The following is a 23,128-nucleotide window of genomic DNA, read 5'->3' on the forward strand; positions in this document are numbered from 1 at the left end:
TTTGGCGCCGGCCGCGAGCGACGATCTTTTGTCAGTCAAACACGAAAAATGCGAGAAGCGCTCACGGCCCCGCCGAAGCAAGCAGCTTGTGGTCCGGGTCGACGCGCATCTCCTCGATCGCGCGGCGATATTCGACCGGCATGATCTTACGGAATTTATGCTTGTAACCAGCCCAGTTTTCAAGGATCAGCGCCGCCCGTTTCGACCCCGTGTAACGGGCATGGTTGGAAATCAGCTGGTGAAGCCGTTCGGCGTCGAACCGCGTCATGTCTTCCATGACATCGACGCGGCCGTGAAAATCGAGATCGCCGCCCTGATGGTAGCTCTCCTGCATCACAAGCTCCTCCTCGGCCAGCGGTTCGAGCTCCACCATGGCGAGGTTGCAGCGCTCGGCGAAATCGCCGTCCTCGTCGAGTACATAGGCGATGCCTCCGGACATGCCGGCCGCGAAATTACGGCCCGTCCGGCCGATGACGACGACGACGCCGCCGGTCATATATTCGCAGCCATGATCGCCGGCCCCTTCGACCACGGCGATTGCGCCCGAATTGCGCACGGCGAAGCGCTCGCCGGCGACGCCGCTGAAGTAGCATTCGCCCGCGATCGCGCCATAAAGCGCGGTGTTGCCGACGATGATCGAATCCTCCGAGGCGACCCGCGTCGCGGCAGGCGGATAGACGATGATCCTGCCGCCCGACAATCCCTTGCCGACATAGTCGTTGGCCTGGCCTTCGAGCTCCAGCGTCACGCCAGCGGCGAGCCAGGCGCCGAAGCTTTGCCCCGCCGTTCCCTTGGCGACGATATGGATCGTCTCCGCCGGCAGCCCGGCATGGCCGTAGCGGCGGGCGATCTCGCCCGAAAGCATCGCGCCGGTGGTGCGGTTGGTGTTGTTGATCGCGGTTTCGATCCGCACCGGCGCCCCCGTCTCGATGGCGACGGCGGCCTTTGCGATCAGCATCCGGTCGAGCGCTTTATCCAGTCCGTGGTCCTGCCGTTCGGAATGGAAGATCGACTGGTTCGAGGCCGCCTCCGGCTTGTGGAACAGTTTGGAGAAATCGAGCCCGCGGGCCTTCCAATGCGCGACCGCCTTCTGCTTGTCGAGCATCTGCATCTGGCCGATCATCTCGTCAAAGCCGCGATAACCCATTTCCGCCATGAGCTGGCGCACTTCCTCTGCGACGAAGAAGAAGAAATTGATGACATGTTCGGGCTGGCCCGCAAACCGCTTGCGCAGCACCGGATCCTGCGTCGCGACGCCGACGGGACACGTGTTCAGATGGCACTTGCGCATCATGATGCAGCCGGCCGCGATCAGCGGCGCGGTGGCGAAGCCGAACTCGTCGGCGCCGAGCAGCGCGCCAATGACGACATCGCGCCCGGTGCGCAGACCGCCGTCGACCTGGACCGCAATGCGCGCGCGCAGCCGGTTCAGGACAAGAGTCTGATGCGTCTCGGCGAGACCGATTTCCCACGGGCTGCCGGCGTGTTTGATCGAGGTCAGCGGCGAGGCGCCCGTGCCGCCTTCGTAACCCGAAATCGTGACATGATCGGCGCGGCCCTTGGAGACGCCCGCGGCGACAGTCCCGACGCCGACTTCGGAGACGAGCTTCACCGAAACGCTCGCCTGCGGATTGACGTTCTTGAGATCGAAGATCAGCTGCGCCAGATCCTCGATGGAATAAATATCGTGGTGCGGCGGAGGCGAGATGAGGCCGACGCCTTGCGTCGAATGCCGGACCTTGGCGATGACGGCGTCGACCTTGTGGCCCGGCAGCTGGCCGCCCTCGCCGGGTTTAGCCCCCTGCGCCATCTTGATCTGCATCATATCGGAATTGACGAGATATTCGGCCGTCACGCCGAACCGGCCCGATGCGACCTGCTTGATCGCCGAGCGCATCGAATCGCCATTCGGAAGCGGCTTGTAGCGGTCTGATTCCTCGCCGCCTTCTCCGGTGTTCGACTTGCCGCCGATCCTGTTCATGGCGATCGCGAGCGTCGTGTGAGCCTCGCGCGAGATCGAGCCGTAGGACATGGCGCCGGTCGAGAAGCGCCGGACGATCGACGCGGCGCTCTCGACCTCGTCGAGCGGAACCGGGGCGCGGCCGTCTTCATCGGCGCCTTTGATCCGGAACAGGCCGCGAATGGTCAAAGGCTGTTCGTTCTGATCGTTCAGAAGCGCCGCATATTGTTTGTACGTCGCCGCATTGTTGCCGCGCACGGCGTGCTGCAGCAGGGTGACGGATTGCGGCGACCAGGAATGCGCTTCGCCGCGCATGCGGTAGGCGTAGTCGCCGCCGACGTCGAGGGCGTTGCGGTAGATCGGCGCGTCGCCGAAGGCGTCCTTATGGCGGCGGCCCGTCTCCTGCGCGATCTCGTCGAGGCCGACGCCGCCGATCCGCGTCGCCGTGCCGGTGAAATAGCGGGCGACGAAATCCTCGGCGAGGCCGACCGCGTCGAAGATCTGCGCGCCGCAATAGGACTGGTAGGTCGAGATGCCCATCTTGGACATGACCTTCAGCAATCCCTTGTCGATCGATTTCACATAGCGCTTGCAGGCCTCGTAGCCGTCGATCTCATCGGGGAATTCGTCGGCGAGCGCGGCGAGCGTCTCAAAGGCGAGATAGGGATTGATCGCTTCGGCGCCATAGCCTGCGAGAAGCGCGAAATGATGCACTTCTCGCGGCTCTCCGCTCTCGACCACGAGGCCGACCGAGGTGCGCAGCCCCTTGCGGATCAGATGATGATGCACCGCCGCCGTCGCGAGCAGGGCGGGGATCGGAATCCGGTCCGGCCCTGCGAGCCGGTCGGAAAGAATGATGATGTTGAAGCCGCCGTTGACCGCCTGGTCGGCGCGGTCGCACAGCCTCGTCAAAGCGTCGCGCATGCCTTCCGCGCCGGTCTCGGCCGCATAGGTGACGTCGAGCGTCTTGGTGTCGAACGCCTCTTCGAAATGGCCGATCGAACGGATTTTTTCGAGATCGACATTGGTGAGAATCGGCTGGCGGACTTCGAGGCGCTTGCGCTTCGAATTGCCTTCATGATCGAGAATATTCGGACGCGGGCCGATGAACGACACCAGGCTCATGACCAGCTCTTCGCGGATCGGATCGATCGGCGGATTGGTCACCTGCGCGAAATTCTGCTTGAAATAGGTGTAAAGCAGCTTCGACATCGAGGACAAAGCCGAAATCGGCGTATCGGTGCCCATCGAGCCGACCGCTTCCTGGCCCGTCACGGCCATGGGCGACATGAGCAGGGAAAGATCCTCCTGCGTATAGCCGAAACACTGCTGGCGATCGAGCAGGGAGACGTCGGTGCGGGCGGAGCGCGGCGCGACCTCCTTCAAATCCTCCAGCACGATCTGCGTGCGCTTCAGCCATTCTTCATAGGGATGAGACGCCGCGAGCGCATGTTTCATCTCGTCGTCCGAGATGATGCGGCCCTGCTCCAGATCGACGAGGAGCATCTTGCCCGGCTGCAACCGCCATTTGGCGACGATCCGCTCTTCGGCGATGGGCAGGACGCCGGCCTCGGAGGCCAACACGACGAGGCCGTCGTCGGTGACGATATAGCGCGCGGGACGCAGACCGTTGCGGTCGAGCGTCGCGCCGATCTGGCGTCCGTCGGTGAAGGCGACCGCGGCCGGCCCGTCCCAGGGCTCCATCATCGAGGCGTGGTACTGATAGAACGCGCGGCGGGTTTCATCCATGAGCGGATTGCCGGCCCAGGCCTCCGGAATCAGCATCATCATCGCATGCGCGAGCGAATAGCCGCCCTGAACGAGAAATTCGAGCGCGTTGTCGAAACAGGCCGTGTCCGACTGGCCCTCATAGGAAATCGGCCAGAGTTTGCTGATGTCGTCGCCAAACAGCCCCGAGGCGACCGAGGCCTGCCGCGCCGCCATCCAGTTGACGTTGCCGCGCAACGTGTTGATCTCGCCGTTATGGGCGACGAGACGGTAGGGATGGGAGAGCGACCATGTCGGAAACGTATTGGTCGAAAAGCGCTGATGCACGAGCGCCAGCGCCGATTCCAGCAAAGGATTGGAAAGATCCTGAAAATAATGCCCGAGCTGGGTCGCGAGCAAAAGGCCCTTGTAGACGATGGTCCGCGACGAGAGCGACACCGGATAGAAACCCGCAGTGCGCGGATCGCGTAAATTATAGACAGTGTTTGAGATGACTTTGCGCAGAAGGAACAGCCGCCGCTCGAAGACGGTCTGGTCCGCGACGTTGGGCCCCCGCTGAATGAAGATCTGCCGGCTCACCGGCGCCGTCGGCTTGACGCTCTCGCCAAGCCGGGACGGGTCGACGGGCGTATCGCGCCAGCCGAGAAAAATCTGCACTTCGTCAGCGACGACCTTCTCCACGATGGCCTCAACGATGGCGCGGCCGTCGGGATCGGGCGGCAGAAACAACGCGCCAACGGCGTAATCGCCCGGGACCGGAAGCGCAAAGCCAAGCTTTTCCGCCTCCGCAAGAAAAAAGCGATGCGGGATCTGGATCAGCATCCCACAGCCGTCGCCCGCTCTCGGATCGGCCCCGACGGCGCCGCGATGGTCGAGATTGAGCAGGATCTCGAGGCCCATGCTGATGATGTCATGGGACTTGCGGTTGTGCATGTTTGCGACAAAGCCGACCCCGCACGAATCGTGCTCATGGGCCGGAGAATAAAGCCCCTGCTCTTCCGGCAAGCCCGGATCGAGATAGATGGGATCACGGAATTGCGGGGCGGGAAATTTGGGGTCGAGGGAGGTCGAATTTGGCATCTCAAACCCTTAGCAAAAAATGTGCTCGCAATGCGAGTCGCGATCAGCGCGCCGAACTTCCGCCGTTAGCCGACAGCGGACAGGCGCGCTAAACAGTCAGCAATACTGTCCTACCTAGAGCCGTCCAATCACGCGATTGTCAAGCACAATCGCCTCCCAAATCACTGGGCGGCGAACGAGATCAGGGGATCGTTATGCCGGGCGACAAGATTTGCAGGGATGACGTCGCCTCCCTTCGCTCAAAAAATGGGCAAAAAAAAGGGCGCCTCGTTTGAGACGCCCTTCCACCAACGAGCCGGACTGGGAGGAGCGCCCAGCGCGATGGATGTTACGCCGCCCGCTGCGTCGAGACAGTTTGCGGCGCCTGGCCCGGATCGGCCTGGCCAATCGGAATCTGCCGCGGCTTCCGGGCTTCCGGAATCTCGCGAAGCAGGTGGATGTGAAGCAATCCGTTTTCGAGGGCCGCACCCGTCACATGGACGTGGTCGGCCAGCTGGAACCGCCGCTCGAACGCGCGGCCGGCGATCCCGCGATAGAGCACCTCGACCGCCCCGGCTCCGGTTTCGGCCTTGGCTTCGCGGGATCCGCGAATCGTCAGGGTGTTTTCCTTAGTTTCAATCGAAAGATCCTTTTCCGCAAAACCCGCGACGGCGATCGAAATTCGATAGACGTCCTCGCCCGTGCGTTCGATGTCATAGGGCGGATAGCTTGGAGCGGCGTCGAGGCCCGCGGCTTGATCAATCATGGTGAAAAGCCGATCGAACCCGATCGTGGAGCGGTAAAGTGGGGAAAGATCGAATTGGCGCATGTGCATATCCCTCTAAAGAGCGAAAGGAGGCCGAACCGGCAAAACGCCCGAGGTTCGTCTCGTTCATCAACGCGTCCGCAAATGGCCCGCGTAAGGAAAATGTGGGGTCGGGGCCTCCCATTGCAAGAGGCGGCCGGCGCAAGAGGCGGCGGGCGCGGCCTCGGACTTTCGAAAGCGCCCCCTCTGGCCATTGCGAAGTTGATCGGGGCGTTAACACACGCAAGCGAAGAGGCGTGCGAGCCCCTAAATATGATGGCCCGGAAGCAAACAATCCGGTCCAACCCGCGCGGCGGGATCGCGGCGATCCCGCCAATCTTGTCTTTCCGTCCGGGGCGGACATAAATTCAAAATAAAAAAGGGAGGATCGCATGGAGAGTTGGCGCTACAAGCAAAGCGAAGGGATGATCGAGGGCCCGGTGAGCAGCGATCAACTCCGGGAGCTCTACAATACGGGAAAGATAACCCTCGACACGTCCGTCAGGTCCACCGCCTCTGGCGGCGAGTGGAAGCGTTTCGGCGACGCGAGGGAGCTCTGGCCGCGCGGAGCCATTTCGCGGATGCCGTCAACAGTCACCCGGCTTTGGCCTCTGTTCCTGCTTGGAATCCCGATCATCGGCGGCCTGATGGATGTGGCCATCTGCCAGTCAAGGGGCAACGCAACGGTCGAGGCCGCGGCGCCCTGGCTGATCCACGCGCCTGTGGCCCTGATGCTGACAGCCACAATTATCTGGATTTTTCTAATTGTTCAGGAAAACCGCAAAATCGCGCCGCAGGCCCCAAGTTCGGGACTTCTCGTCTGGCTCCTCGCCGTGCCTTTTTATATGTCATGGCTCTGGTGGGTGACGCCGACGGTGACGAGCGCGGTCAACCTCACGGCCGGCCTCGATTTTCCGACCTGCGAATCCGACGTCTCGCGCGGACAGGTCCTGAGCCTTTTTCCGGAGGCCGCCGCGCGCGCCGGCCACCCCGGGTTGACGGCCGCCTCCCTTTCGGGCGTCAGTCAGCAGCTCGCGACGGACAGGATCAGAATCTGCACCGGAAAGGTGACGGCTGGAGAGCAGGCCTATCCCGTCCGCTTCAAGATTGAAGATCGCGGAAACACCATGTTTCACAATAGTCTTCGCGGATTGCACGTCACCATGGTGCTGGAATGACCGCGAGGCGATCGAGGATCGGGGGCGCTCCGCGCTCCGGTTTTTTCGCGCCCCGGTTCTCAAGCTGAAAAGCCTGACGCCGCCTTGATCGTGACGCCGGACTCCTGCGCTGACGGTTTCCAGTCCTGACGATTTCCGGTCCTGGCTCCAGCAGGGCCTTTGTTGAACGCCGAGGGATTCAATCATTCATGTATCTTGGCTCGATTCCGGAAAACCCCACGCCGCCCGGCGCAGTCGTCGCGGCGATTGCGACGTCGGATCAGGCGACCTTGCGCGCCGCGCGATGGAGCTGCGGCGGATCCTGCAAGGGGACCGTCGCAATCTTGCCGGGACGCGCGGAGTTCATTGAAAAATATTTCGAGGTCGTCTCCGAACTCCTCGACCGGAACTTCGATGTGGCGGTCCTCGACTGGCGCGGACAAGGGCTTTCGGACCGCCTGCTTGCGAGCCGCGACAAGAGCCACATCGGACATTTCAAGGTCTACGCCCTCGATCTCGAAGCGTTCCGCAGCCAGATCCTCGAACCCTTCTGCCGGCCGCCTTTTTTTGGGCTCGGCCATTCCATGGGCGGCGCGATCCTGCTCGCTCAGGCCCGCGCCGGCCGCTCGCCGTTTCAGCGCCTTGTGCTGTCGGCGCCGATGATCGACCTTTATGGTCTTCGTTTTCCGCAAGGCTCGCGGGCGCTGGCGAGAACTCTGGCGATGCTTGGCTTCGGCAAGGCCTTCATTCCCGGCGGCGGGTCCAATCCCTATCTGGCGAGCAAATTCGAGGACAATGTTTTGACCTCGGATCCGGTTCGCTTCAATCGCGTCGCGGCGATCGTTTCGACCCATCCCGAAGTCGCGGTGGCCGACCCGACCATCGCCTGGGTCAACGCCGCCTTCCGCCTGATGGCCCGGTTCGAAAATATCGAATTCGCCCGGCGAACGCTGACGCCGACCCTGATCATCGCCGCCGGCGCCGACCGCCTCGTCGACACCAAAGCGGCGGAGACGTTCGGCAGCCGGCTGAAAGCCGGAAAGGTCGTGACGATCCCCTACGCCCGGCACGAAATCCTGATCGAACGCGATCCCATCCGCGAACAATTCTGGGCGGCGTTCGACGCGTTCATTCCCGGCGCGGGCGGCCTTGCGGCGCGCGACGCGGATCTTGCCGCAGCGGCGAAATCAGGCTAGGTCTGCGCCCGCTTTAGCCCGCCGTGCGCCAAGGCCTCCGGGCGTCTGGTCTCCGGGCGCCCTCCGATTTGCTCCGCGGAAGCTTTTCGCCTTTTACAATCTTTTCCACCCCTTTCGAGAAAGATGCGGTCCCGTGAAAACACGCGCAGCCGTCGCCTTCGAGGCGCAAAAACCCCTTCAGATCGTTGAACTCGACCTTGAGGGGCCCCGCGAAGGGGAGGTTCTGGTCGAGATCAAGGCCACGGGCATCTGCCATACCGACGCCTACACCCTGTCCGGTCAGGACTCGGAAGGTATTTTCCCGAGCGTCCTTGGCCACGAGGGCGCGGGAATCGTCGTCGATACAGGCGCGGGCGTCACGTCCCTGAAAAAGGGCGACCATGTCATTCCGCTCTACACGCCCGAGTGCCGCGAGTGCGAATATTGCCTGTCGCGCAAGACGAACCTTTGCCAGAAGATCCGCGCGACGCAGGGCAAGGGCCTGATGCCGAACGGCACGACGCGGTTCACCTTCGAGGGCAAGCCGATCTTCCATTACATGGGAACCTCGACGTTTTCGAACTACATCGTCGTTCCCGAGATCGCGCTGGCGAAAATCCGGCAGGACGCGCCCTTCGACAAGGTCTGCTACATCGGCTGCGGCGTCACCACCGGCGTCGGCGCCGTGATCTTCACCGCAAAAGCGGAGCCTGGTTGCCGCGCCGTGGTGTTCGGCCTTGGCGGCATCGGCCTCAACGTCATTCAGGCCTTGAGAATCATCGGCGCGGACCAGATCGTCGGAGTCGACATCAACAATTCCAAGAAAGCGATCGCCGAAAAATTCGGCATGACCGACTTCGTCAACCCGAAGGAAATCGGCGCGGACCTCGTGCCCTACCTCGTCGATCTGACGAAGGGCGGCGCGGATTACACCTTCGAATGCACCGGCAACGTCACCTTGATGCGACAGGCGCTCGAATGCTGCCACAAGGGCTGGGGCGAAAGCATCGTCATCGGCGTCGCCGCGGCCGGAGCGGAAATCTCGACGCGGCCGTTCCAGCTGGTCACCGGACGGGTCTGGAAAGGCTCGGCGTTCGGCGGCGCGCGCGGCCGAACCGACGTGCCGAAAATCGTCGATTGGTACATGGACGGCAAGATCAACATCGATGACCTGATCACGCACAAGCTGCCGCTCGACAAGATCAACGAGGGTTTCGATCTGATGCATGAGGGCAAGTCGATCCGCGCCGTGGTGGAGTTCTAGATGAGCGCTCCGATCGAGATCAGCCGTCACCGCTGCTTTGGCGGCGAAGTCGGATTTTATCGTCACGCCTCGGCCGAGATCGGCGGCGAGATGAAGTTTTCCGTTTTCGTTCCCGACGGGCTTGGCGGCGCCAAGGCTCCGGCGCTGCTTTATCTGGCCGGCCTCACTTGCACCGAAGAAACCTTCATCGTGAAGGCGGGCGCGCAGCAGCATGCGGCGAAGGCGGGCTATCTCCTCGTCGCCCCGGACACCTCGCCGCGCGACCGCCGCCATCCCGGCGACGATTCCAGCTGGGATTTCGGGCTGGGCGCCGGGTTCTATCTCGACGCGACGGCGGAGCCCTGGCGCGAGGGCTACCGCATGGGCTCTTACGTCTCGAGCGAGCTTCCCGCTGTCATCGAGGCGAACTTTCCGGCCGATCCCGCGCGCTGGGGCGTTTTCGGCCATTCGATGGGCGGGCACGGCGCCCTTGTGACCGCCCTGCGCCATCCGGACAAATTCCGCTCGGTGTCGGCTTTCGCGCCGATCGTCGCGCCGTCCACCTGTCCCTGGGGCGAGAAGGCCTTTTCAAACTATCTCGGCCCCGACCGCAAGACCTGGGCGGAATGGGACGCGACCGCCCTCGTCGAGTCGGGCCGCCGTCTGCCGCCCATCCTGATCGATCAGGGCCTCAAGGACCAGTTCCTCGAGCGCGAGCTTCACCCGCATCTCTTCGAGGCGGCCTGCGCCAAGGCCGGCCAGAAACTGACCCTTCGCCGCCACGAAGGCTACGACCACGGCTATTATTTCATCCAGACCTTCGTTGGCGATCACATCGCCCACCACAAGGCGATTCTTGGCTAAGTTGATCCTTGGCTGAGAGGCGATCTCTGGGCTGAAAGGCGATCCTGGCTGATCGCCTTTTTTGATCCCGGTTCGCGTCGGGCCGAGCCGTTAGAGCGCTTTCCGATCGCATGAAATCATGCGACCGATCAGAAATCGCTCCAGAATCAAAAGCTTGAGCATATTCTTGTCGATTGGAGTGATTCAATCCAATCGGAATATGCTCTAACGCCATCCGGGCGCGGGCGCCGCGCTGCGGCCTTCATAATCCGACGGTGACGCATAAGCCGGCCCGTCGAGGACCGGGTCATAGGGCCGCAAAGATCCGTCTGGCAGAACCCGCGAATTGGTGATCGGCACAAAACCGCCCATCCCGTCCGGCACGCTGGGAACGCTATAAAATGGCGTGTCGTAGACCGGAGGCGGGGCTGGATAAATCGCAGACGGAGCGCCGTAATAAATTCCCGGAGGCGGAGCCGCAGGCGACGGCGCGTAGTCGCAGAAGAACAGAAAACAGACCATGAACGTCTCCTCGCAGGCAAGTTCTCGCAGGCAAGTTCTCGCTACGCTCAACTTGCGGCGCGCCCCGGAGTTGCGTCAATTCACGTTCTCAAAAATTCAGGAAGGTGATTTCCCGTCATTTGACCGAAAGCGCCGGGTTTTACCTTGATGTCGCGCAACGCAGGCGGCGGCGAAATTTCTGGAGCGTATTCCGTTCGGATTGAATCACTCCAATCGAGAAGAATACGCTCAAGCCTTTGATTCTGGAGCGACTTCTGATCGATCGCATGACTGCATGCGATCGGAAAGCGCTCTAAACGGCCGCCTCGCGCAGATTCAGTTGGCGGAGCGCGTTCAGGACTTCGCCGGCGCGATAGGGCTTCGGGAGGAAGATGCTGTCTTCGACCTCCTTGTCATGCTGGGGCGAAAAGCCGCTCGTATAGATCACCGGAAGATTTGGTCTGCGGCATCTCGCCATATCGGCGAGAAACCAGCCGTTGACCTTTCCCGGCATTCTGATGTCGGTCAGCAGAAGGTCTATTCTCGCCATTTTCGGCAGAATATACGCAGCCTCGTCGCCGCTTTCCGCAGTGACGACCTCAAATCCGGCGTCCTCGAGTTCAAGGACGATGAGCTCCCTGACGAAGGGTTCATCCTCGACGACCAGAACGACACTCTTGTCCGGCATGTTCAAGCTTTCGCAGTCACAGGAAGTTGGATCGAAATCCGGGTGCCTCGCCCCGGCTGGCTTTGTAACTCAATCGTTCCCCCCGATTGCTGGACGAAACCATAGACCTGGCTGAGCCCCAACCCGGAGCCCTTGCCGACCTCCTTGGTCGTGAAGAACGGATCGAACGCGCGGGCTTTGACCTCTTCGCTCATACCGCTGCCAGAATCCGCGACGACGATCTGCGTGCCGGTGACGGTCTCGCCATCGCGTCGAAAGTTAACCGGGTGGGTCGTCACTGTCATCACGCCCCGGGCCTCGAACGCGTCGCGCGCGTTGACGGTAAGGTTCAGGAGCGCCTGCTCCAGTTGATTGCGGTCGATCCAGACATTTCCAACCTCTGGATCGAGTTCAAGCCTTAAAACGCCGCGCTCGCCGAGGATGTTCTTGACGAGCGGCGCGAGATTTTCGATCAGTTCGTTGACCTCGACGCTCATCGGCCGGAGCGGCTGTTTGCGCGCGAAGGCAAGCATCTGGTTCGTCAGCGCCGCGGCGCGTTCGGCCGCCGCCGTGGCGATCTTGAGCGACTTTTCGAGCTTTGGATCCGAACCGCCCTGTTTGGCGGCCCTATCCAAGCTCATGAGGATGGCCGTTAGCAGATTATTGAAGTCGTGCGCAACGCCTCCCGTCAATTGTCCGACCGCCTCCATTTTCTGCGCCTGCCGGAGCATGTCCTGCGCCAGATGCAAATCCTCGCTCTCTTTCCGCAGGGCCAGCAAGGCGTCGTCGCGTTCTTTGACGTGGAGGGCGAGGGCCGCATTGGCCTCGTTGAGCTGCTCGGGCGAAGGCATCCGAAGCGCAATGGGGAGAAGCCACCACAGCAGGGTCGCAGTCGCGACCGAAAGGACGGCGGTAATGGCCTTGATCAGCGCCTCCAGCCCGTAATCTGGCACCCATAATGTCCAGATCGACATGAAATGGGTCGTGCCACAGGCCAAAATAAAGCCGACAAAACACCAGATCACACGGTGGAAGCCAAAATCAGGCCGCTTCGCCGCAAAATAAGCCAGCACAAAGGGGATCGAATAATAGGCGAGGCCTATCACCGCGTCCGCCGTCACCTGCGTCCAGATCAGTTCCGGGCGCCAGAGCAGACAGATGCCATGCGGCGACAGACTATCGGAGGATAGCAGAGCGGAAACGAATCCCCACACGATGGGCCCTTTCCAGATTTACAAGGTGACGCGCAGCATAGCGGCAAGAAAGATCACGAGCGATAAGCAAGATCATTATGAAGCAGGAACAATCGCCGGTGCGCCGCGGTTCATATCAGCGACACGAGATCGCCGCCGTGCCGTTCCAGCCGCCCGGCGAGCTCAAGCTCCAGGAGGATCGCGCGCACGTCCCGCGCCGGAGCCTCGGAGGCCCGCACCAGTTCATCGACGCAGATCGGCGTTGGCCCAAGCAGCGAGGTGACGCAGGCGAGGAGTTCTGACCGCGAGCGTGGGCCGGGCGCCCCGATCTCCTCCGGTTCGGCCGGGGGCCCTTCTGCGATCTCATCGGGGAGGTTCTCGACATGAGCGTTCGTGACATGAGCGTCGTTGAAAAGCCCACCCTTGGGATTGGCGTCGAGCCCGGTAAATTCGAGTTCGTCCCAGAGCGGCTCGTAAGTATCGTCCGGGCCTCCCGACTCGAAAAACCCGGAGCCAGGACTGTCCGGGGACAGATTTTGCCCGGCCAGCGCATCGAGAACGTCCTCCGCCTTGCGGCAAAATGAGGCGCCGTCCTGTAGTAGATCATTCGGGCCTTCCGCGCGCGGATCGAGCGGCGATCCCGGCACGGCGAAAATCTCGCGGCCGTAATCCGCCGCGAATTTCGCGGTGATGAGCGACCCCGACCGGCGCGCCGCCTCCACTACCACGACGGCGCGGGAGAGACCGGCGACGATCCGGTTGCGCCGGGGAAAATCCCGCCCGCGCGCCTCCCAGTTGAACGGCATTTCGCTGATCGCCGCGCCGCGCTCGTAGATAAGCTCCAGCAATTCCTCGTGGATCGCCGGATAGACCCGCCCGAGGCCGCCGGCGAGGACGGCGATGGTGCCCGTCTCGATCGCGGACTGATGCGCCCGCGCGTCGACCCCGCGCGCCAGACCCGAGACGATCACATGGCCGCCGCGAGCGATGCCGCGACAGACGAGCCCGGTGAAAGCCAGCCCGGCGACCGAGGCGTTGCGCGACCCGACGACGGCGACCTTCGACCGGCGGAGGCTTTCGAGATTTCCCCGCACCGCGATGAGCGGAGGCGCCGCGTCGGTGCGCCGAAGCAGAGGCGGATAGTCTGGCTCGTCGAGTCCGATCAGGACGGCGCCGCACTTGCGCAAAGCTTCCAGTTCAAGTTCGATATCGTCCATGGCCGCGATGCGGATCGGCCGTCCGGCTTTACCGCTGGCGATCAGCCCCGGCAGCGCCTCGAGCGCCGCTCCGGCGCTGCCGTAGCGGGCGACAAGCGCGTGAAAGGTGCGCGGGCCGATGTTGTCGCAGCGGAGAAGGCGCAGCCAGTTGAAGCGTTCGGCTTCGGAGAGAATGGCCGGATTGTCCGGCGTCAAGCGGGAACCGGCGCCGGGAAGGTCAAGATTTGGAGATTCCTCTGTTCAAGGCGTGTCTTCTGTTCAAGGCTTGTCTTCTATTCAAGGCGCGCCTTCTATTCAAGACTTGCCGATCCTCGTCTCCTTGCCTTTCACAAGCCGGACTATGTTTGGCCAATGCTTGTACCAGAGGAGAAGCGCGAGAAGGACAAACAGGCCGGCCGTCCGCGGCTGCTGTTTTGTGTAGATCAGATAGGCAGGCGCAGCCGCGCTGGCGAGAAGGGCGGCGAGCGACGAGAAGCGCGTCACCGCGGCGACGACCAGCCAGAGTCCGATGAAGACCAGTCCGGCCTGCCAGGACAGCGCGAGCAGGCAGCCGAGAAAGGTGGCGACGCCTTTGCCGCCCCTGAAGCCGAGCCATATGGGATAGACATGGCCGATGAAGGCGCCAAAGGCCGCGAACAGCGGCGCATAGGGCGGCCAGACGCTGTCGGGCGGCATGCGGCGCCAGACGATGAAGGCGACCACGGCGACCGCGAAGGCGCCTTTGCCCATGTCGAGCAGCAGCGTCAGCGCAGCCAGATCCTTGCGTCCCGTGCGCAACACGTTGGTCGCGCCGATATTGCCGGACCCGATCGAGCGCGGATCCTTGGTCCCGCCGAAAAAGCTGACGATCAGCCCGAACGGAATCGAGCCGCAGACATAGCCGAAGATCAATCCGAGAATGATTTGCACGCAAAGGCCCGTGTCGTCGCGCAAGGAAGGCGTGCGCAGCCTAGCTTGCGGAGGGCGCAGTGGCAACCGGGGCGAGGGCTCAAAAGCTAAGCGAAGGGTAAGGGTAACTTAAAGACCGCGCCGATCCGGCTGAACTAATGTTTGGCCAGCATGCTTCACGGACACGGCTTTCAATCCTGCTTCGCCCTTCAGTCAAGCCGCACGCCCGAAAGCCCGCGAACGGGACTTCATTGCAGATCATTCAGACGGTGGTCATAACAGGAGATTGGCGGATGGCGCCGGTTAATTTCCAAGAGCCAAACCTCTATCAGCTGAGCGGACATCACCTCCACGTGACGTACTCGACCAGCGGCATCGACGGCAAACCGCACTTTTCCTATCAGGACCATCACCAGACGCTAAGCTTCATCGGTGACCAGATCCGCAGCGTTTCGACCGAAATCGGAACGTTAGTGAGCGTCACGATAAGGCTCACTGTCGATCAGGGCGGAACGAGCTTCAGCGTTCTGCTCCCGCGCGTGAACCTTCCCGGCGACCATTCGGTCCCCATCCGCAGCGAAGGCGTCACCACGCTCCACCGGTTTTCGATCGTGCCGTCCGTGGGTCAACTCGATTTTTATACGGTGACGCCGCTATCGGGGAACGCCATGAAGGTGGTCTTCTAGCTTGCGGGTTCTCACAGCGCCGCCGCCGCGGCCTCGCGCGCCATGGCGATCAGCGCCGGCGCCTCATACACGGCGTCAGTCTCGGGGTCGTGCGCGAGGGCGCCGAAAGCCTGCGCCAGTGCGGCGCTGACGATCAGGGCGCTGGCGCGCTCGCGTGGGTCGCCGCCCCATCGAAACGTCATCGCGCCGTCGCGAGGACCGATCCGCGCGCGCAAAGCCGGGAAGGACGACAAATCCGGTTTGGCTTCTGAAAAGTGGATGTCGAACCCCGCGTCCTCGCCCTCCAATGTGCACGGCAGATAGCCGGAGGTCTCGAACGGCGCATAGGCATGATCGAGGACGAGCCTGAACTTCAGCGCGTCGATCGCCTCCTGGAGTGGTTTGCGGCCTGGCGCGTCGCTGCGCGCGAGATAGAGAATGTGAGAACGGGCCATGGCGGTCGATCCTGTTGATGCGCAGTTTTACGCCGCATTGGGAAAACAAGCGCCGGGCCTGTGCGCGGCGGCACATCCAGCGACTTAAGCGGATCGTAATGTTTTGAGCTTTATAAAAGAAGATTAAGGGAGGCTTCCATGTCCGAGAACTGGGGAGTCCTGTCGTTCTGGCTCAAACTGTCGGTGTTCGGCGTGTTGCTGATCGCGATCTCCGCCGCACGGGTTCTCGCCCGGATCCTCAAGATCCTGCCCTCCCTCATCCTGCCGCGAACGCAGCTTTGAGCCCAGACCGGCTCCGCCTCCTCACTCTCCCTCGTACACAATCTCGCCCCCGACCAGCGTCAGCTTCACCCGCCCCTCCATGCGCGCCTCGTCGAACGGCGTGTTCTTGCAGCGCGAATGCAGCTTCGCAGGATCGACGACATAGGGCTCCTCGGGATCGAACCGGATCAGGTCGGCCGGGGCGCCGACATCGAGCCTGCCCTGCGGCAGGCGCAGGATTTCGGCCGGCCGCAGTGTCATCGCCTCGATCAGTCGATCAAGCGTCAGTTCCCCGGAGGAGACGAGGCGCAGCCCCGCCGACAGCATGGTCTCCAGCCCGATGGCGCCGTCCTCGGCCTCGGCGAAGGGCAGACGCTTGGTCTCGACGTCCTGCGGATTATGGTCCGAGACGATGACGTCGATGAGGCCGGAGGCCAGAGCGGCGACGAGTTCGCGGCGCTCGTCCTCCCGGCGCAACGGCGGCGACAGTTTCAAAAAGGTGCGGTAGTCGCCGATGTCGCTCTCGTTCAGGGTCAGGTGGTTGATCGAGACCGCGCAGGTCACCGGCAGGCCGGCGGCCTTGGCCCTGGCGATGATCTCCAGCGACAGACTGGTCGTGACGAGCGCGGCGTGGTAGCGCGCGCCGGTGAGGGCGGCGAGCCTGACGTCGCGGTCGAGAACGATCGCCTCGGCCTCGCGAGGAACGCCGGAAAGGCCGAGGCGGGTGGCGAATTCGCCCTCGTTCATGACGCCCTCGCCGGCAAGATCGCGATCCTCCGCGTAATGGATGACGAGAGCGTCGAAATCGCGCGCATAGGACATCGCGCGGCGCAGAACCCGCGCGTTGCGAATCGAATGGGCGCCATCCGAGAAGGCGAGCGCGCCCGCCTGCTGGAGGAGGCCGATCTCGGCGATTTCCTCGCCGCGCAAGCCCTGGGTGAGGGCCGCTGATGGCGCCACCCGGACGCGGCCGGTGTCGCGCGCGCGGCGCAGCAGAAAATCGACGACGGAGGCTTCGTCCACGGGAGGAAACGTGTCCGGCCGGGCGAGGATGGTCGTCACCCCGCCCGCCGCGGCCGCCGCCGTCGCGCTGGCGATGGTCTCGCGATGCTCCGCCCCCGGCTCGCCGACAAAGGCGCGCATGTCGATGAGGCCGGGCGACACCACGTCGCCGCCGCAATCCAGGATCCGGGCGTGCGAAGGCAAATTCGCTTGGGCGACGCCGGGGCCCGCGTCGCGGATGAGGCCGTCGACGATGAGAACGCCGCCTCTCCCGCGTCGCCACTCGGCGGAAAGGCTGGAGGCGCCGACGAGGCGGGCGTTGACGAGGGCCAGCGGCTGGTGCGCGATCGCCGAGGAAAACATCATTTTCGCGCCGCGCCCCTCAACCATTTGGCAGATGCTGCGCCAGAGCCTCCAGCACGGCCATGCGGACGGCGACGCCCATTTCGACCTGCTCGCGGATCCGGCTGTGTGCTCCATCGGCGACGGCGGAATCGATTTCGACGCCGCGATTCATCGGGCCCGGGTGCATCACGAGCGCGTCGGGCTTGGCGAAGGCGAGCTTTGCCTCGTCGAGGCCGAAAAACCGGAAAAACTCCCGCGCCGAGGGGATGAACCCGCCCTGCATCCGCTCGCGCTGCAAGCGCAGCATCATCACGATGTCGGCGTCCCTCAGTCCGGCCTTCATATCCGTGAACGTTTCGATTCCCATCCGCTTCAGTCCCGCCGGCAGCAAGGTCGACGGCCCGACCGCGCGAACCCTGGCTCCGAGGGCGGACAGGAGCAGGATATTGGAGCGGGCGACGCGCGAATGCAGAATGTCGCCGCAGATGGCGACGATGAGACCCGCGACCTTGCCTTTGTTGCGCCGGATCGTCAGCGCGTCGAGCAGGGCCTGCGTTGGATGTTCATGCGCGCCGTCGCCCGCATTGACGACCGCGCAATCGACCTTCTTCGCCAGAAGATGCACGGCGCCGGCCTGGGCGTGCCGCACGACGATGATGTCGGGCCGCATCGCGTTGAGCGTCATCGCCGTGTCAATCAGCGTTTCGCCTTTCTTGACGCTGGAGGACGCCACCGACATGTTCATGACGTCGGCGCCGAGGCGCTTGCCGGCGAGTTCGAAGGAAGACTGGGTCCGGGTCGAGGCCTCGAAAAACAGATTGATCAGCGTGCGGCCGCGCAAGGTCGAACGTTTCTTTTCGACCTGCCGCGAAACTTCCACCGCCTCGTCCGCAAGGTCGAGCAAAATCGCGATGTCGAGCGGCGAAAGCCCCTCGATGCCGAGAAGATGCCGGTGGGGAAATCGAAGCTCGCGTTGCGGATCGGGCATGAGCTGGGCTTCTACAGCAGAAGAAGGAAACGTCACAGATTTTTCGCTGGGCGGTCGCCGATCCGCGCCCGTTTTTCACGCTGGACGCCTGTTTCCGGACAGGTTCGCGGCGTGGAAATCCAGAGCTTTGCGGCATTTCCAAGCGATTTTTTGCGTGATATGACGCCCTCACGACACCCGGGACAACCCTCACTCTTGAATGCAGGCTCCCCAATGAAAAAAACATCCCTTTGCGCGGCGCTGACCCTTTGCGCCAGCCCCGCCTTCGCCGCGGATCAGCCGCTCACCTGTCATTATGACGGCCATGGCGACTTGACCAGTTCCGAGGCCGCGCCCGCAGGCGCGACGGTCGGCTCTGTCGAGAGGAACGGCTGGTTCGGCGACGGCTACATCTATGTCATTTCGGCGAAAGACGGCTCGGCTTGCCCCGGCCAGGTGCCGCTCGGCACAAAAACAGCCCTGACCGCGCCAATTGTCCGCCAACCCACGCTGAACTGCGGGACCAGCGCCAGCGCCGGGGACGGCGCGGTTCTCGGCGGCTCGGTGACGGTGTTCCACGCGCCCGCCAAGGCGATCGCTGTGACCGTGCGCATGAACGGAGGAACGACGCCGAACACGAAATACAAGTTCAGCGTCAATTGCGAGCATGTCCTCGGCAGCCTGCAGACCGACGCCCAAGGAAACGGCGACGCCCGTTTCAGTTTTGTCGAATCGGAAGTCGGCCCCAGTTTCGCGCTCGGCCTCGCCGCCGACGAACCGGCGGGAAACATTTTTCAGAGCGTCCCGCTGACTTTGAAATAGCAACCGCCCTGATCAGGGCGGGAACGAGCGCTCGCCCTGTGGGGCATTCTCGCGAGAGCATATTCCGATTGGATTGAATCAATCCAATCGACAAGAATATGCTCAAACTCTTGAATCTGGAGCGATTTCTAATCGATCGCAAGACTGCATGCGATCGGAAAGCGCTCGAGCATATTCCGATTGGATTGAATCAATCCAACCGACAAGAATATGCTCAAGCTTTTGATTCTAGAGCGCTTTCCGCGTGAGAGAGGCCGTTCCGCGCGAGAACTTTGCACGCGGAAGTTTTTGCGCGGTCAGGCCGGCTCCTGCACATGCGCCTCGAGGAACCACAAGGATTTGTCGAGGGCGCGGGAGAACGCCGTCAAAATATCGGCCGTGTCCGCATCCCCGGTCTCGGAACTCGAATCAATTCCCGCGCGGACGTCGTTGGCGACCTTGCCGTAACGGCCGATCAGCGCTGCAATATGATCGGAAATCTTGTAAATATCCGTCGGATAGGGGTCGAGGGTGGTCTTGCCCGCCACCGTCTGGGTGGTGCCCAGCGCCGTGCCGCCAAGCTGGACGACCCGCTCGGCCATCGTATCGACATGGGTGTCGATCTCGGCGCGGAAGCCGTCGAGCATCTCATGGACTGCGATAAACTGAGGCCCTTTCAGATTCCAGTGCGCCTGTTTGGTGAGCAAGGCCAGATCGATGGCGTCGGCGACACGCGCGTTGAGAAGGTCGATAGACGCCGCTTTGGCGTTGGATTTGAGGTTGTTATGGGTCTTGTGCAGTTTGGCGGGCAAATGACTTCTCCTGTGGTGACCATACTATAAACAACATAGGGATTCTCGAGCGAAATCGCGCGGACCGATGCGCCGGCAGGCGATTTCCGCTGGCGCACAGCCTCGCCCCCGTTGGCGCGATCAGCTGATCCTTGACCTTAATACATCCTTGACCTGCGCCATAATAATGCGCGTTTGCGCCAAAGGTTCGTCGGCGCGGCGTTCGCATTTTTGTGATGCGTTGCGGCAAGCCCATTTGACTAAGCTCCCGCCCTCCCCCATCTTCCGGCCCGTAATCCGCAATGCCAAAAGCTAGGCGTTCCGATCGCCCCGGCTTCAGCTTAGCTTTACATGCGCTTTAAGTCTGAGGGCCAGTCCGGCCCGACGCTCAATTCATGGGGACCGCTGTCGATGAATGTCGTCATCGTCGAATCGCCGGCGAAGGCCAAGACCATCAACAAATATCTTGGCAAGGACTTTGAAGTCTACGCATCCTACGGCCATGTCCGCGATTTGCCGGCCAAGGACGGCTCCGTCGATCCCGACGCCGACTTCGCCATGCTTTGGGATGTCGACGCCAAGTCGGGCAAGCGGCTGTCGGACATCGCCAAGGCGGTCAAGGACGCCGACCGCATCATTCTCGCGACCGACCCTGACCGCGAGGGCGAGGCGATATCCTGGCATGTGCTCGAGGTCCTGAAGGCGAAACGCGTCCTCAAGGACAAAAGGGTCGAGCGCGTCGTGTTCAACGCGATCACCAAGGCCGCCGTTCTCGACGCGATGAAAAATCCCCGCGCGATCGACGAGGCCCTCGTTGACGCCTATCTCGCCCGCCGCGCGCTCGACTATCTCGTCGGCTTCAATCTTTCGCCGGTCCTGTGGCGCAAACTGCCGGGCGCACGCTCGGCCGGACGGGTCCAGTCCGTTGCCCTGCGGCTCGTCTGCGACCGCGAACTCGAAATCGAGAAATTCGTCTCGCGCGAATATTGGTCCCTCGTCGCGCATCTCAAGACCAAAGCGGGCGAGCCCTTCACCGCCCGGCTCGTCGGCGCGGACGGAAACAAGATCACACGGCTCGACATCGGCGCGGGAGCCGAGGCCGAAGCTTTCAAGGCCGCGCTCGACGCCGCCACATTCAGCGTGGCGGAGATCGAGGCGAAGCCCGCCAAACGGCATCCCTGGGCGCCGTTCACGACGTCGACGCTGCAGCAGGAGGCCTCGCGGAAACTCGGCTTTGCGCCCGCCCGCACCATGCAGCTCGCCCAGCGCCTTTACGAAGGGGCGGAGATCGACGGCGAGACCGTCGGCCTCATCACCTACATGCGCACCGACGGCGTCGATCTTGCGCCCGAAGCCGTCACGAGCGCCAGAGCCGTCATCGGCAAGGAGTTCGGCGCCGCCTATGTGCCGAAGGCGCCGAGGAAATACACCGTCAAGGCGAAGAACGCGCAGGAAGCCCACGAGGCGATCCGCCCGACCGATCTGACCCGCCTGCCGAAGCACGTCGTGAGGGCGCTGGAGCCCGATCAGGCGAAGCTCTATGAACTGATCTGGACCCGGACCGTCGCCAGCCAGATGGAATCGGCGGAGCTGGAGCGCACCACCGTCGACATTCTGGCATTGGCGGGGGATCGCAAGCTCGACCTGCGCGCCACAGGGCAGGTGATCCGTTTCGACGGTTTCCTGAGGCTCTATCAGGAGGGCCGCGACGACGGCGAGGACGAAGACAGCAGCCGCCTGCCCGAAATGGCGAAAGGCGAGCCGCTGAGCAAGGAACGCATCGACGCGAGCCTGCATTTCACCGAGCCGCCGCCTCGCTTTACCGAGGCGACGCTGGTGAAGCGCATGGAGGAGCTTGGCATCGGGCGCCCGTCCACCTACGCCTCGACACTCGCGGTTCTGCGCGAGCGCGATTATGTCAGGATCGACAAAAAGCGACTCTATCCCGAGGACAAGGGCCGCCTCGTCACGGCCTTTCTGGAAAGCTTCTTCACCCGCTACGTCGAATACGACTTCACCGCCGATCTGGAAGAAAAGCTCGATCGCGTGTCGAACCACGAGATCGACTGGAAACAGGTTCTGCGCGAGTTCTGGACCGACTTTTCAGGCGCGCTCGACGGCACCAAGGATTTGCGCACGACGCAGGTTCTCGACAGTCTGAACGACATTCTCGGTCCGCATATCTTTCCGGCCAAGGAAGACGGCTCGAACCCCCGCGCCTGTCCGTCCTGCGGCGCGGGCCAGCTGTCGCTGAAGCTCGGCAAGTTCGGCGCCTTCGTCGGCTGCTCCAACTATCCCGAATGCAAGTTCACCCGGACCCTCGCCAACGCCGAAGCCGGCGAACTGGCGCAAGGCGACCGGCCGGGCGTCAAGGTCCTTGGCCTCGACCCCGCCACCGAGGAGGAAATAACTCTTCGCGACGGCCGTTTCGGCGTCTATGTGCAGCAGGGCGAGGGCGACAAGCCCAAGCGCGTGTCGCTGCCGAAGACCCTGGCGCCGGGCGATCTGACCTTGGAGCTGGCCCTCGGTCTGCTCTCATTGCCGCGCGAAGTGGCGAGACATCCGGAGACGAAAGATCCGATCCTCGCGGCGATCGGCCGTTACGGACCCTATGTGCAGCATGGCAAAACCTATGCGAACATCGGCAAGGACGAGGATATCCTCACGATCGGCGGCAACCGGGCCATCGACCTCATCGTCGCCAAGGAAAGCGGCCTGACCGGCCGGCGCTTCGGCAATCCGGACAGCGCCCCCTCGCGCGTCCTCGGCGATCATCCTTCCGGCGGCCCGGTCACGATCAAGGCCGGACGTTTTGGCCCCTACGTCAATCATGGAAAGATCAACGCCACCTTGCCGGGCGGCTCCGATCCCACCACCTTGACTCTCGAGGAAGGCGTCGCCCTTCTCACCGCGAAAGCGGCGGGGAGCGTCTCGATTCAGGGCAGGCTTCTCGGCGAGCATCCCGACGGCGGCCCTATCACCGTTCGCGCCGGGCGGTTCGGCGCTTATGTCAATCATGGCAAGATCAACGCGACCTTGAAAAAGGACGCCTCGCCCGAAGACGTGACCCTTGAAGAGGCGATCCGCCTGATCGAGGAAAAGAGCGCCGCCGGCGGCGGCGGAAGGACTGCGAAAAAGAAAGCTGCCCCGGCCAAAAAGCCCGCCGCCGCCAAAGCGCCCGCCAAGGCGGCGAAACTCAAGACGAGCGGGGCCAGGACGAACGGTTCGGCGCGGGCCGCAGCGCCAGCCGCAGTGAAGGACGATGAGCCGCCGTTCGAGGCCACAGGAAAGACCCCGGCGCGCGCGCTCAAGGCCGCGCCGCGCGCCAAACCGGCCGCGAAAGCGCCGGCGGCCAAAGCCAGGAAGGCGAAGCAAGGTTGAAGAAGGCCTCTCGCGTCGAGCCAG

General features: G+C 63.0%; 19 protein-coding genes. 8 read left to right on the plus strand and 11 right to left on the minus strand.

Features of this window, described 5'->3' with window-relative positions:
• Window positions 1-61: 61 nt before the first annotated feature.
• Together gltB and BM177_RS12510 are read right to left on the minus strand one after the other, a co-directional pair.
• On the minus strand, window positions 62-4,768 hold the full coding sequence (gene gltB, locus BM177_RS12505; RefSeq protein ID WP_091682856.1) for a glutamate synthase large subunit: 4,707 nt from the start codon (window positions 4,766-4,768) through the stop codon (window positions 62-64).
• Between the two features lie 328 nt (window positions 4,769-5,096).
• Window positions 5,097-5,576: an Hsp20 family protein gene (locus BM177_RS12510; RefSeq protein WP_091682969.1), complete on the minus strand. Its 480-nt coding sequence runs from the start codon at window positions 5,574-5,576 to the stop codon at window positions 5,097-5,099.
• Between the two features lie 368 nt (window positions 5,577-5,944).
• Here BM177_RS12510 and BM177_RS12515 point away from each other — a divergent pair, with 368 nt between their 5' ends.
• From BM177_RS12515 to fghA, 4 genes are all read left to right on the plus strand, one after another.
• Complete coding sequence (locus BM177_RS12515; RefSeq protein ID WP_091682859.1) at window positions 5,945-6,730, plus strand: GYF domain-containing protein; 786 nt, start codon at window positions 5,945-5,947, stop codon at window positions 6,728-6,730.
• Between the two features lie 188 nt (window positions 6,731-6,918).
• Complete coding sequence (locus BM177_RS12520) at window positions 6,919-7,905, plus strand: alpha/beta fold hydrolase (RefSeq protein WP_091682860.1); 987 nt, start codon at window positions 6,919-6,921, stop codon at window positions 7,903-7,905.
• A 133-nt stretch (window positions 7,906-8,038) separates the two neighbouring features.
• The gene (locus BM177_RS12525) at window positions 8,039-9,148 is read left to right on the plus strand and encodes an S-(hydroxymethyl)glutathione dehydrogenase/class III alcohol dehydrogenase (RefSeq protein ID WP_091682862.1); all 1,110 of its coding nucleotides are present in this window, start codon (window positions 8,039-8,041) and stop codon (window positions 9,146-9,148) included.
• Window positions 9,149-9,991: an S-formylglutathione hydrolase gene (gene fghA, locus BM177_RS12530; RefSeq protein WP_091682864.1), complete on the plus strand. Its 843-nt coding sequence runs from the start codon at window positions 9,149-9,151 to the stop codon at window positions 9,989-9,991.
• A 204-nt stretch (window positions 9,992-10,195) separates the two neighbouring features.
• Here the strand turns inward: fghA and BM177_RS12535 are convergent, their stop codons facing one another.
• The 5 genes from BM177_RS12535 to plsY form a co-directional block, all read right to left on the minus strand.
• Complete coding sequence (locus tag BM177_RS12535) at window positions 10,196-10,492, minus strand: hypothetical protein (RefSeq protein WP_091682866.1); 297 nt, start codon at window positions 10,490-10,492, stop codon at window positions 10,196-10,198.
• 292 nt (window positions 10,493-10,784) lie between these two features.
• Window positions 10,785-11,159, minus strand: coding sequence for a response regulator (locus tag BM177_RS12540; protein WP_091682868.1), 375 nt, complete (start codon window positions 11,157-11,159; stop codon window positions 10,785-10,787).
• A 2-nt stretch (window positions 11,160-11,161) separates the two neighbouring features.
• Window positions 11,162-12,352: a sensor histidine kinase gene (locus BM177_RS12545; RefSeq protein WP_091682871.1), complete on the minus strand. Its 1,191-nt coding sequence runs from the start codon at window positions 12,350-12,352 to the stop codon at window positions 11,162-11,164.
• A gap of 110 nt (window positions 12,353-12,462) precedes the next feature.
• Window positions 12,463-13,743 (minus strand): DNA-processing protein DprA, encoded by a 1,281-nt coding sequence (gene dprA / locus BM177_RS12550; protein ID WP_091682873.1) that lies wholly within the window; start codon window positions 13,741-13,743, stop codon window positions 12,463-12,465.
• Window positions 13,744-13,842: 99 nt separating this feature from the next.
• Window positions 13,843-14,481: a glycerol-3-phosphate 1-O-acyltransferase PlsY gene (plsY, locus tag BM177_RS12555; RefSeq protein ID WP_175492593.1), complete on the minus strand. Its 639-nt coding sequence runs from the start codon at window positions 14,479-14,481 to the stop codon at window positions 13,843-13,845.
• 248 nt (window positions 14,482-14,729) lie between these two features.
• Between plsY and BM177_RS12560 the strand changes: the two genes are divergently transcribed.
• The gene (locus BM177_RS12560; RefSeq protein ID WP_091682875.1) at window positions 14,730-15,122 is read left to right on the plus strand and encodes a hypothetical protein; all 393 of its coding nucleotides are present in this window, start codon (window positions 14,730-14,732) and stop codon (window positions 15,120-15,122) included.
• Between the two features lie 11 nt (window positions 15,123-15,133).
• On the opposite strand, the gene BM177_RS12565 is transcribed toward BM177_RS12560, so the two are convergent.
• Window positions 15,134-15,556: a hypothetical protein gene (locus BM177_RS12565; protein ID WP_091682876.1), complete on the minus strand. Its 423-nt coding sequence runs from the start codon at window positions 15,554-15,556 to the stop codon at window positions 15,134-15,136.
• Between the two features lie 138 nt (window positions 15,557-15,694).
• On the opposite strand from BM177_RS12565, the gene BM177_RS20055 reads away from it, so the two are divergent.
• Window positions 15,695-15,838 carry a hypothetical protein gene (locus BM177_RS20055; protein WP_175492594.1) on the plus strand — a complete coding sequence of 48 codons (144 nt, stop codon included), beginning with the start codon at window positions 15,695-15,697 and terminating at the stop codon, window positions 15,836-15,838.
• Window positions 15,839-15,859: 21 nt separating this feature from the next.
• On the opposite strand, the gene pyrC is transcribed toward BM177_RS20055, so the two are convergent.
• Entirely contained in the window at window positions 15,860-17,185 is a 1,326-nt protein-coding gene (gene pyrC / locus BM177_RS12570; RefSeq protein ID WP_244532288.1) for a dihydroorotase, read from the minus strand.
• 16 nt (window positions 17,186-17,201) lie between these two features.
• Complete coding sequence (locus BM177_RS12575) at window positions 17,202-18,152, minus strand: aspartate carbamoyltransferase catalytic subunit (RefSeq protein ID WP_091682878.1); 951 nt, start codon at window positions 18,150-18,152, stop codon at window positions 17,202-17,204.
• Window positions 18,153-18,365: 213 nt separating this feature from the next.
• On the opposite strand from BM177_RS12575, the gene BM177_RS12580 reads away from it, so the two are divergent.
• Window positions 18,366-18,953 carry a hypothetical protein gene (locus BM177_RS12580; protein WP_091682880.1) on the plus strand — a complete coding sequence of 196 codons (588 nt, stop codon included), beginning with the start codon at window positions 18,366-18,368 and terminating at the stop codon, window positions 18,951-18,953.
• 296 nt (window positions 18,954-19,249) lie between these two features.
• Here the strand turns inward: BM177_RS12580 and dps are convergent, their stop codons facing one another.
• Window positions 19,250-19,744, minus strand: a complete 495-nt coding sequence (gene dps / locus BM177_RS12585; RefSeq protein WP_091682882.1) for a DNA starvation/stationary phase protection protein Dps — start codon at window positions 19,742-19,744, stop codon at window positions 19,250-19,252.
• A 390-nt stretch (window positions 19,745-20,134) separates the two neighbouring features.
• Between dps and topA the strand changes: the two genes are divergently transcribed.
• A complete protein-coding gene (gene topA, locus BM177_RS12590; protein WP_091682977.1) occupies window positions 20,135-23,104 on the plus strand; it encodes a type I DNA topoisomerase in 2,970 nt (989 codons plus the stop codon).
• Window positions 23,105-23,128 lie beyond the last annotated feature (24 nt).

It is taken from the genome of Methylocapsa palsarum, from assembly GCF_900114285.1.
Classification (GTDB): Bacteria; Pseudomonadota; Alphaproteobacteria; order Rhizobiales; family Beijerinckiaceae; genus Methylocapsa; species Methylocapsa palsarum.

Bases quoted from the DNA above. Each gene is read 5' to 3' on its own strand.
- BM177_RS12520 (WP_091682860.1), top strand. From the start codon at position 6,919: ATGTATCTTGGCTCGATTCCGGAAAACCCCACGCCGCCCGGCGCAGTC.
- BM177_RS12565 (WP_091682876.1), bottom strand. From the start codon at position 15,556: ATGGCCCGTTCTCACATTCTCTATCTCGCGCGCAGCGACGCGCCAGGC.
- BM177_RS12515 (WP_091682859.1), top strand. From the start codon at position 5,945: ATGGAGAGTTGGCGCTACAAGCAAAGCGAAGGGATGATCGAGGGCCCG.
- BM177_RS12560 (WP_091682875.1), top strand. From the start codon at position 14,730: ATGGCGCCGGTTAATTTCCAAGAGCCAAACCTCTATCAGCTGAGCGGA.
- BM177_RS20055 (WP_175492594.1), top strand. From the start codon at position 15,695: ATGTCCGAGAACTGGGGAGTCCTGTCGTTCTGGCTCAAACTGTCGGTG.
- topA (WP_091682977.1), top strand. From the start codon at position 20,135: ATGAATGTCGTCATCGTCGAATCGCCGGCGAAGGCCAAGACCATCAAC.
- BM177_RS12580 (WP_091682880.1), top strand. From the start codon at position 18,366: ATGAAAAAAACATCCCTTTGCGCGGCGCTGACCCTTTGCGCCAGCCCC.
- pyrC (WP_244532288.1), bottom strand. From the start codon at position 17,185: ATGATGTTTTCCTCGGCGATCGCGCACCAGCCGCTGGCCCTCGTCAAC.
- fghA (WP_091682864.1), top strand. From the start codon at position 9,149: ATGAGCGCTCCGATCGAGATCAGCCGTCACCGCTGCTTTGGCGGCGAA.
- BM177_RS12540 (WP_091682868.1), bottom strand. From the start codon at position 11,159: ATGCCGGACAAGAGTGTCGTTCTGGTCGTCGAGGATGAACCCTTCGTC.
- BM177_RS12535 (WP_091682866.1), bottom strand. From the start codon at position 10,492: ATGGTCTGTTTTCTGTTCTTCTGCGACTACGCGCCGTCGCCTGCGGCT.
- BM177_RS12575 (WP_091682878.1), bottom strand. From the start codon at position 18,152: ATGCCCGATCCGCAACGCGAGCTTCGATTTCCCCACCGGCATCTTCTC.
- BM177_RS12510 (WP_091682969.1), bottom strand. From the start codon at position 5,576: ATGCGCCAATTCGATCTTTCCCCACTTTACCGCTCCACGATCGGGTTC.
- gltB (WP_091682856.1), bottom strand. From the start codon at position 4,768: ATGCCAAATTCGACCTCCCTCGACCCCAAATTTCCCGCCCCGCAATTC.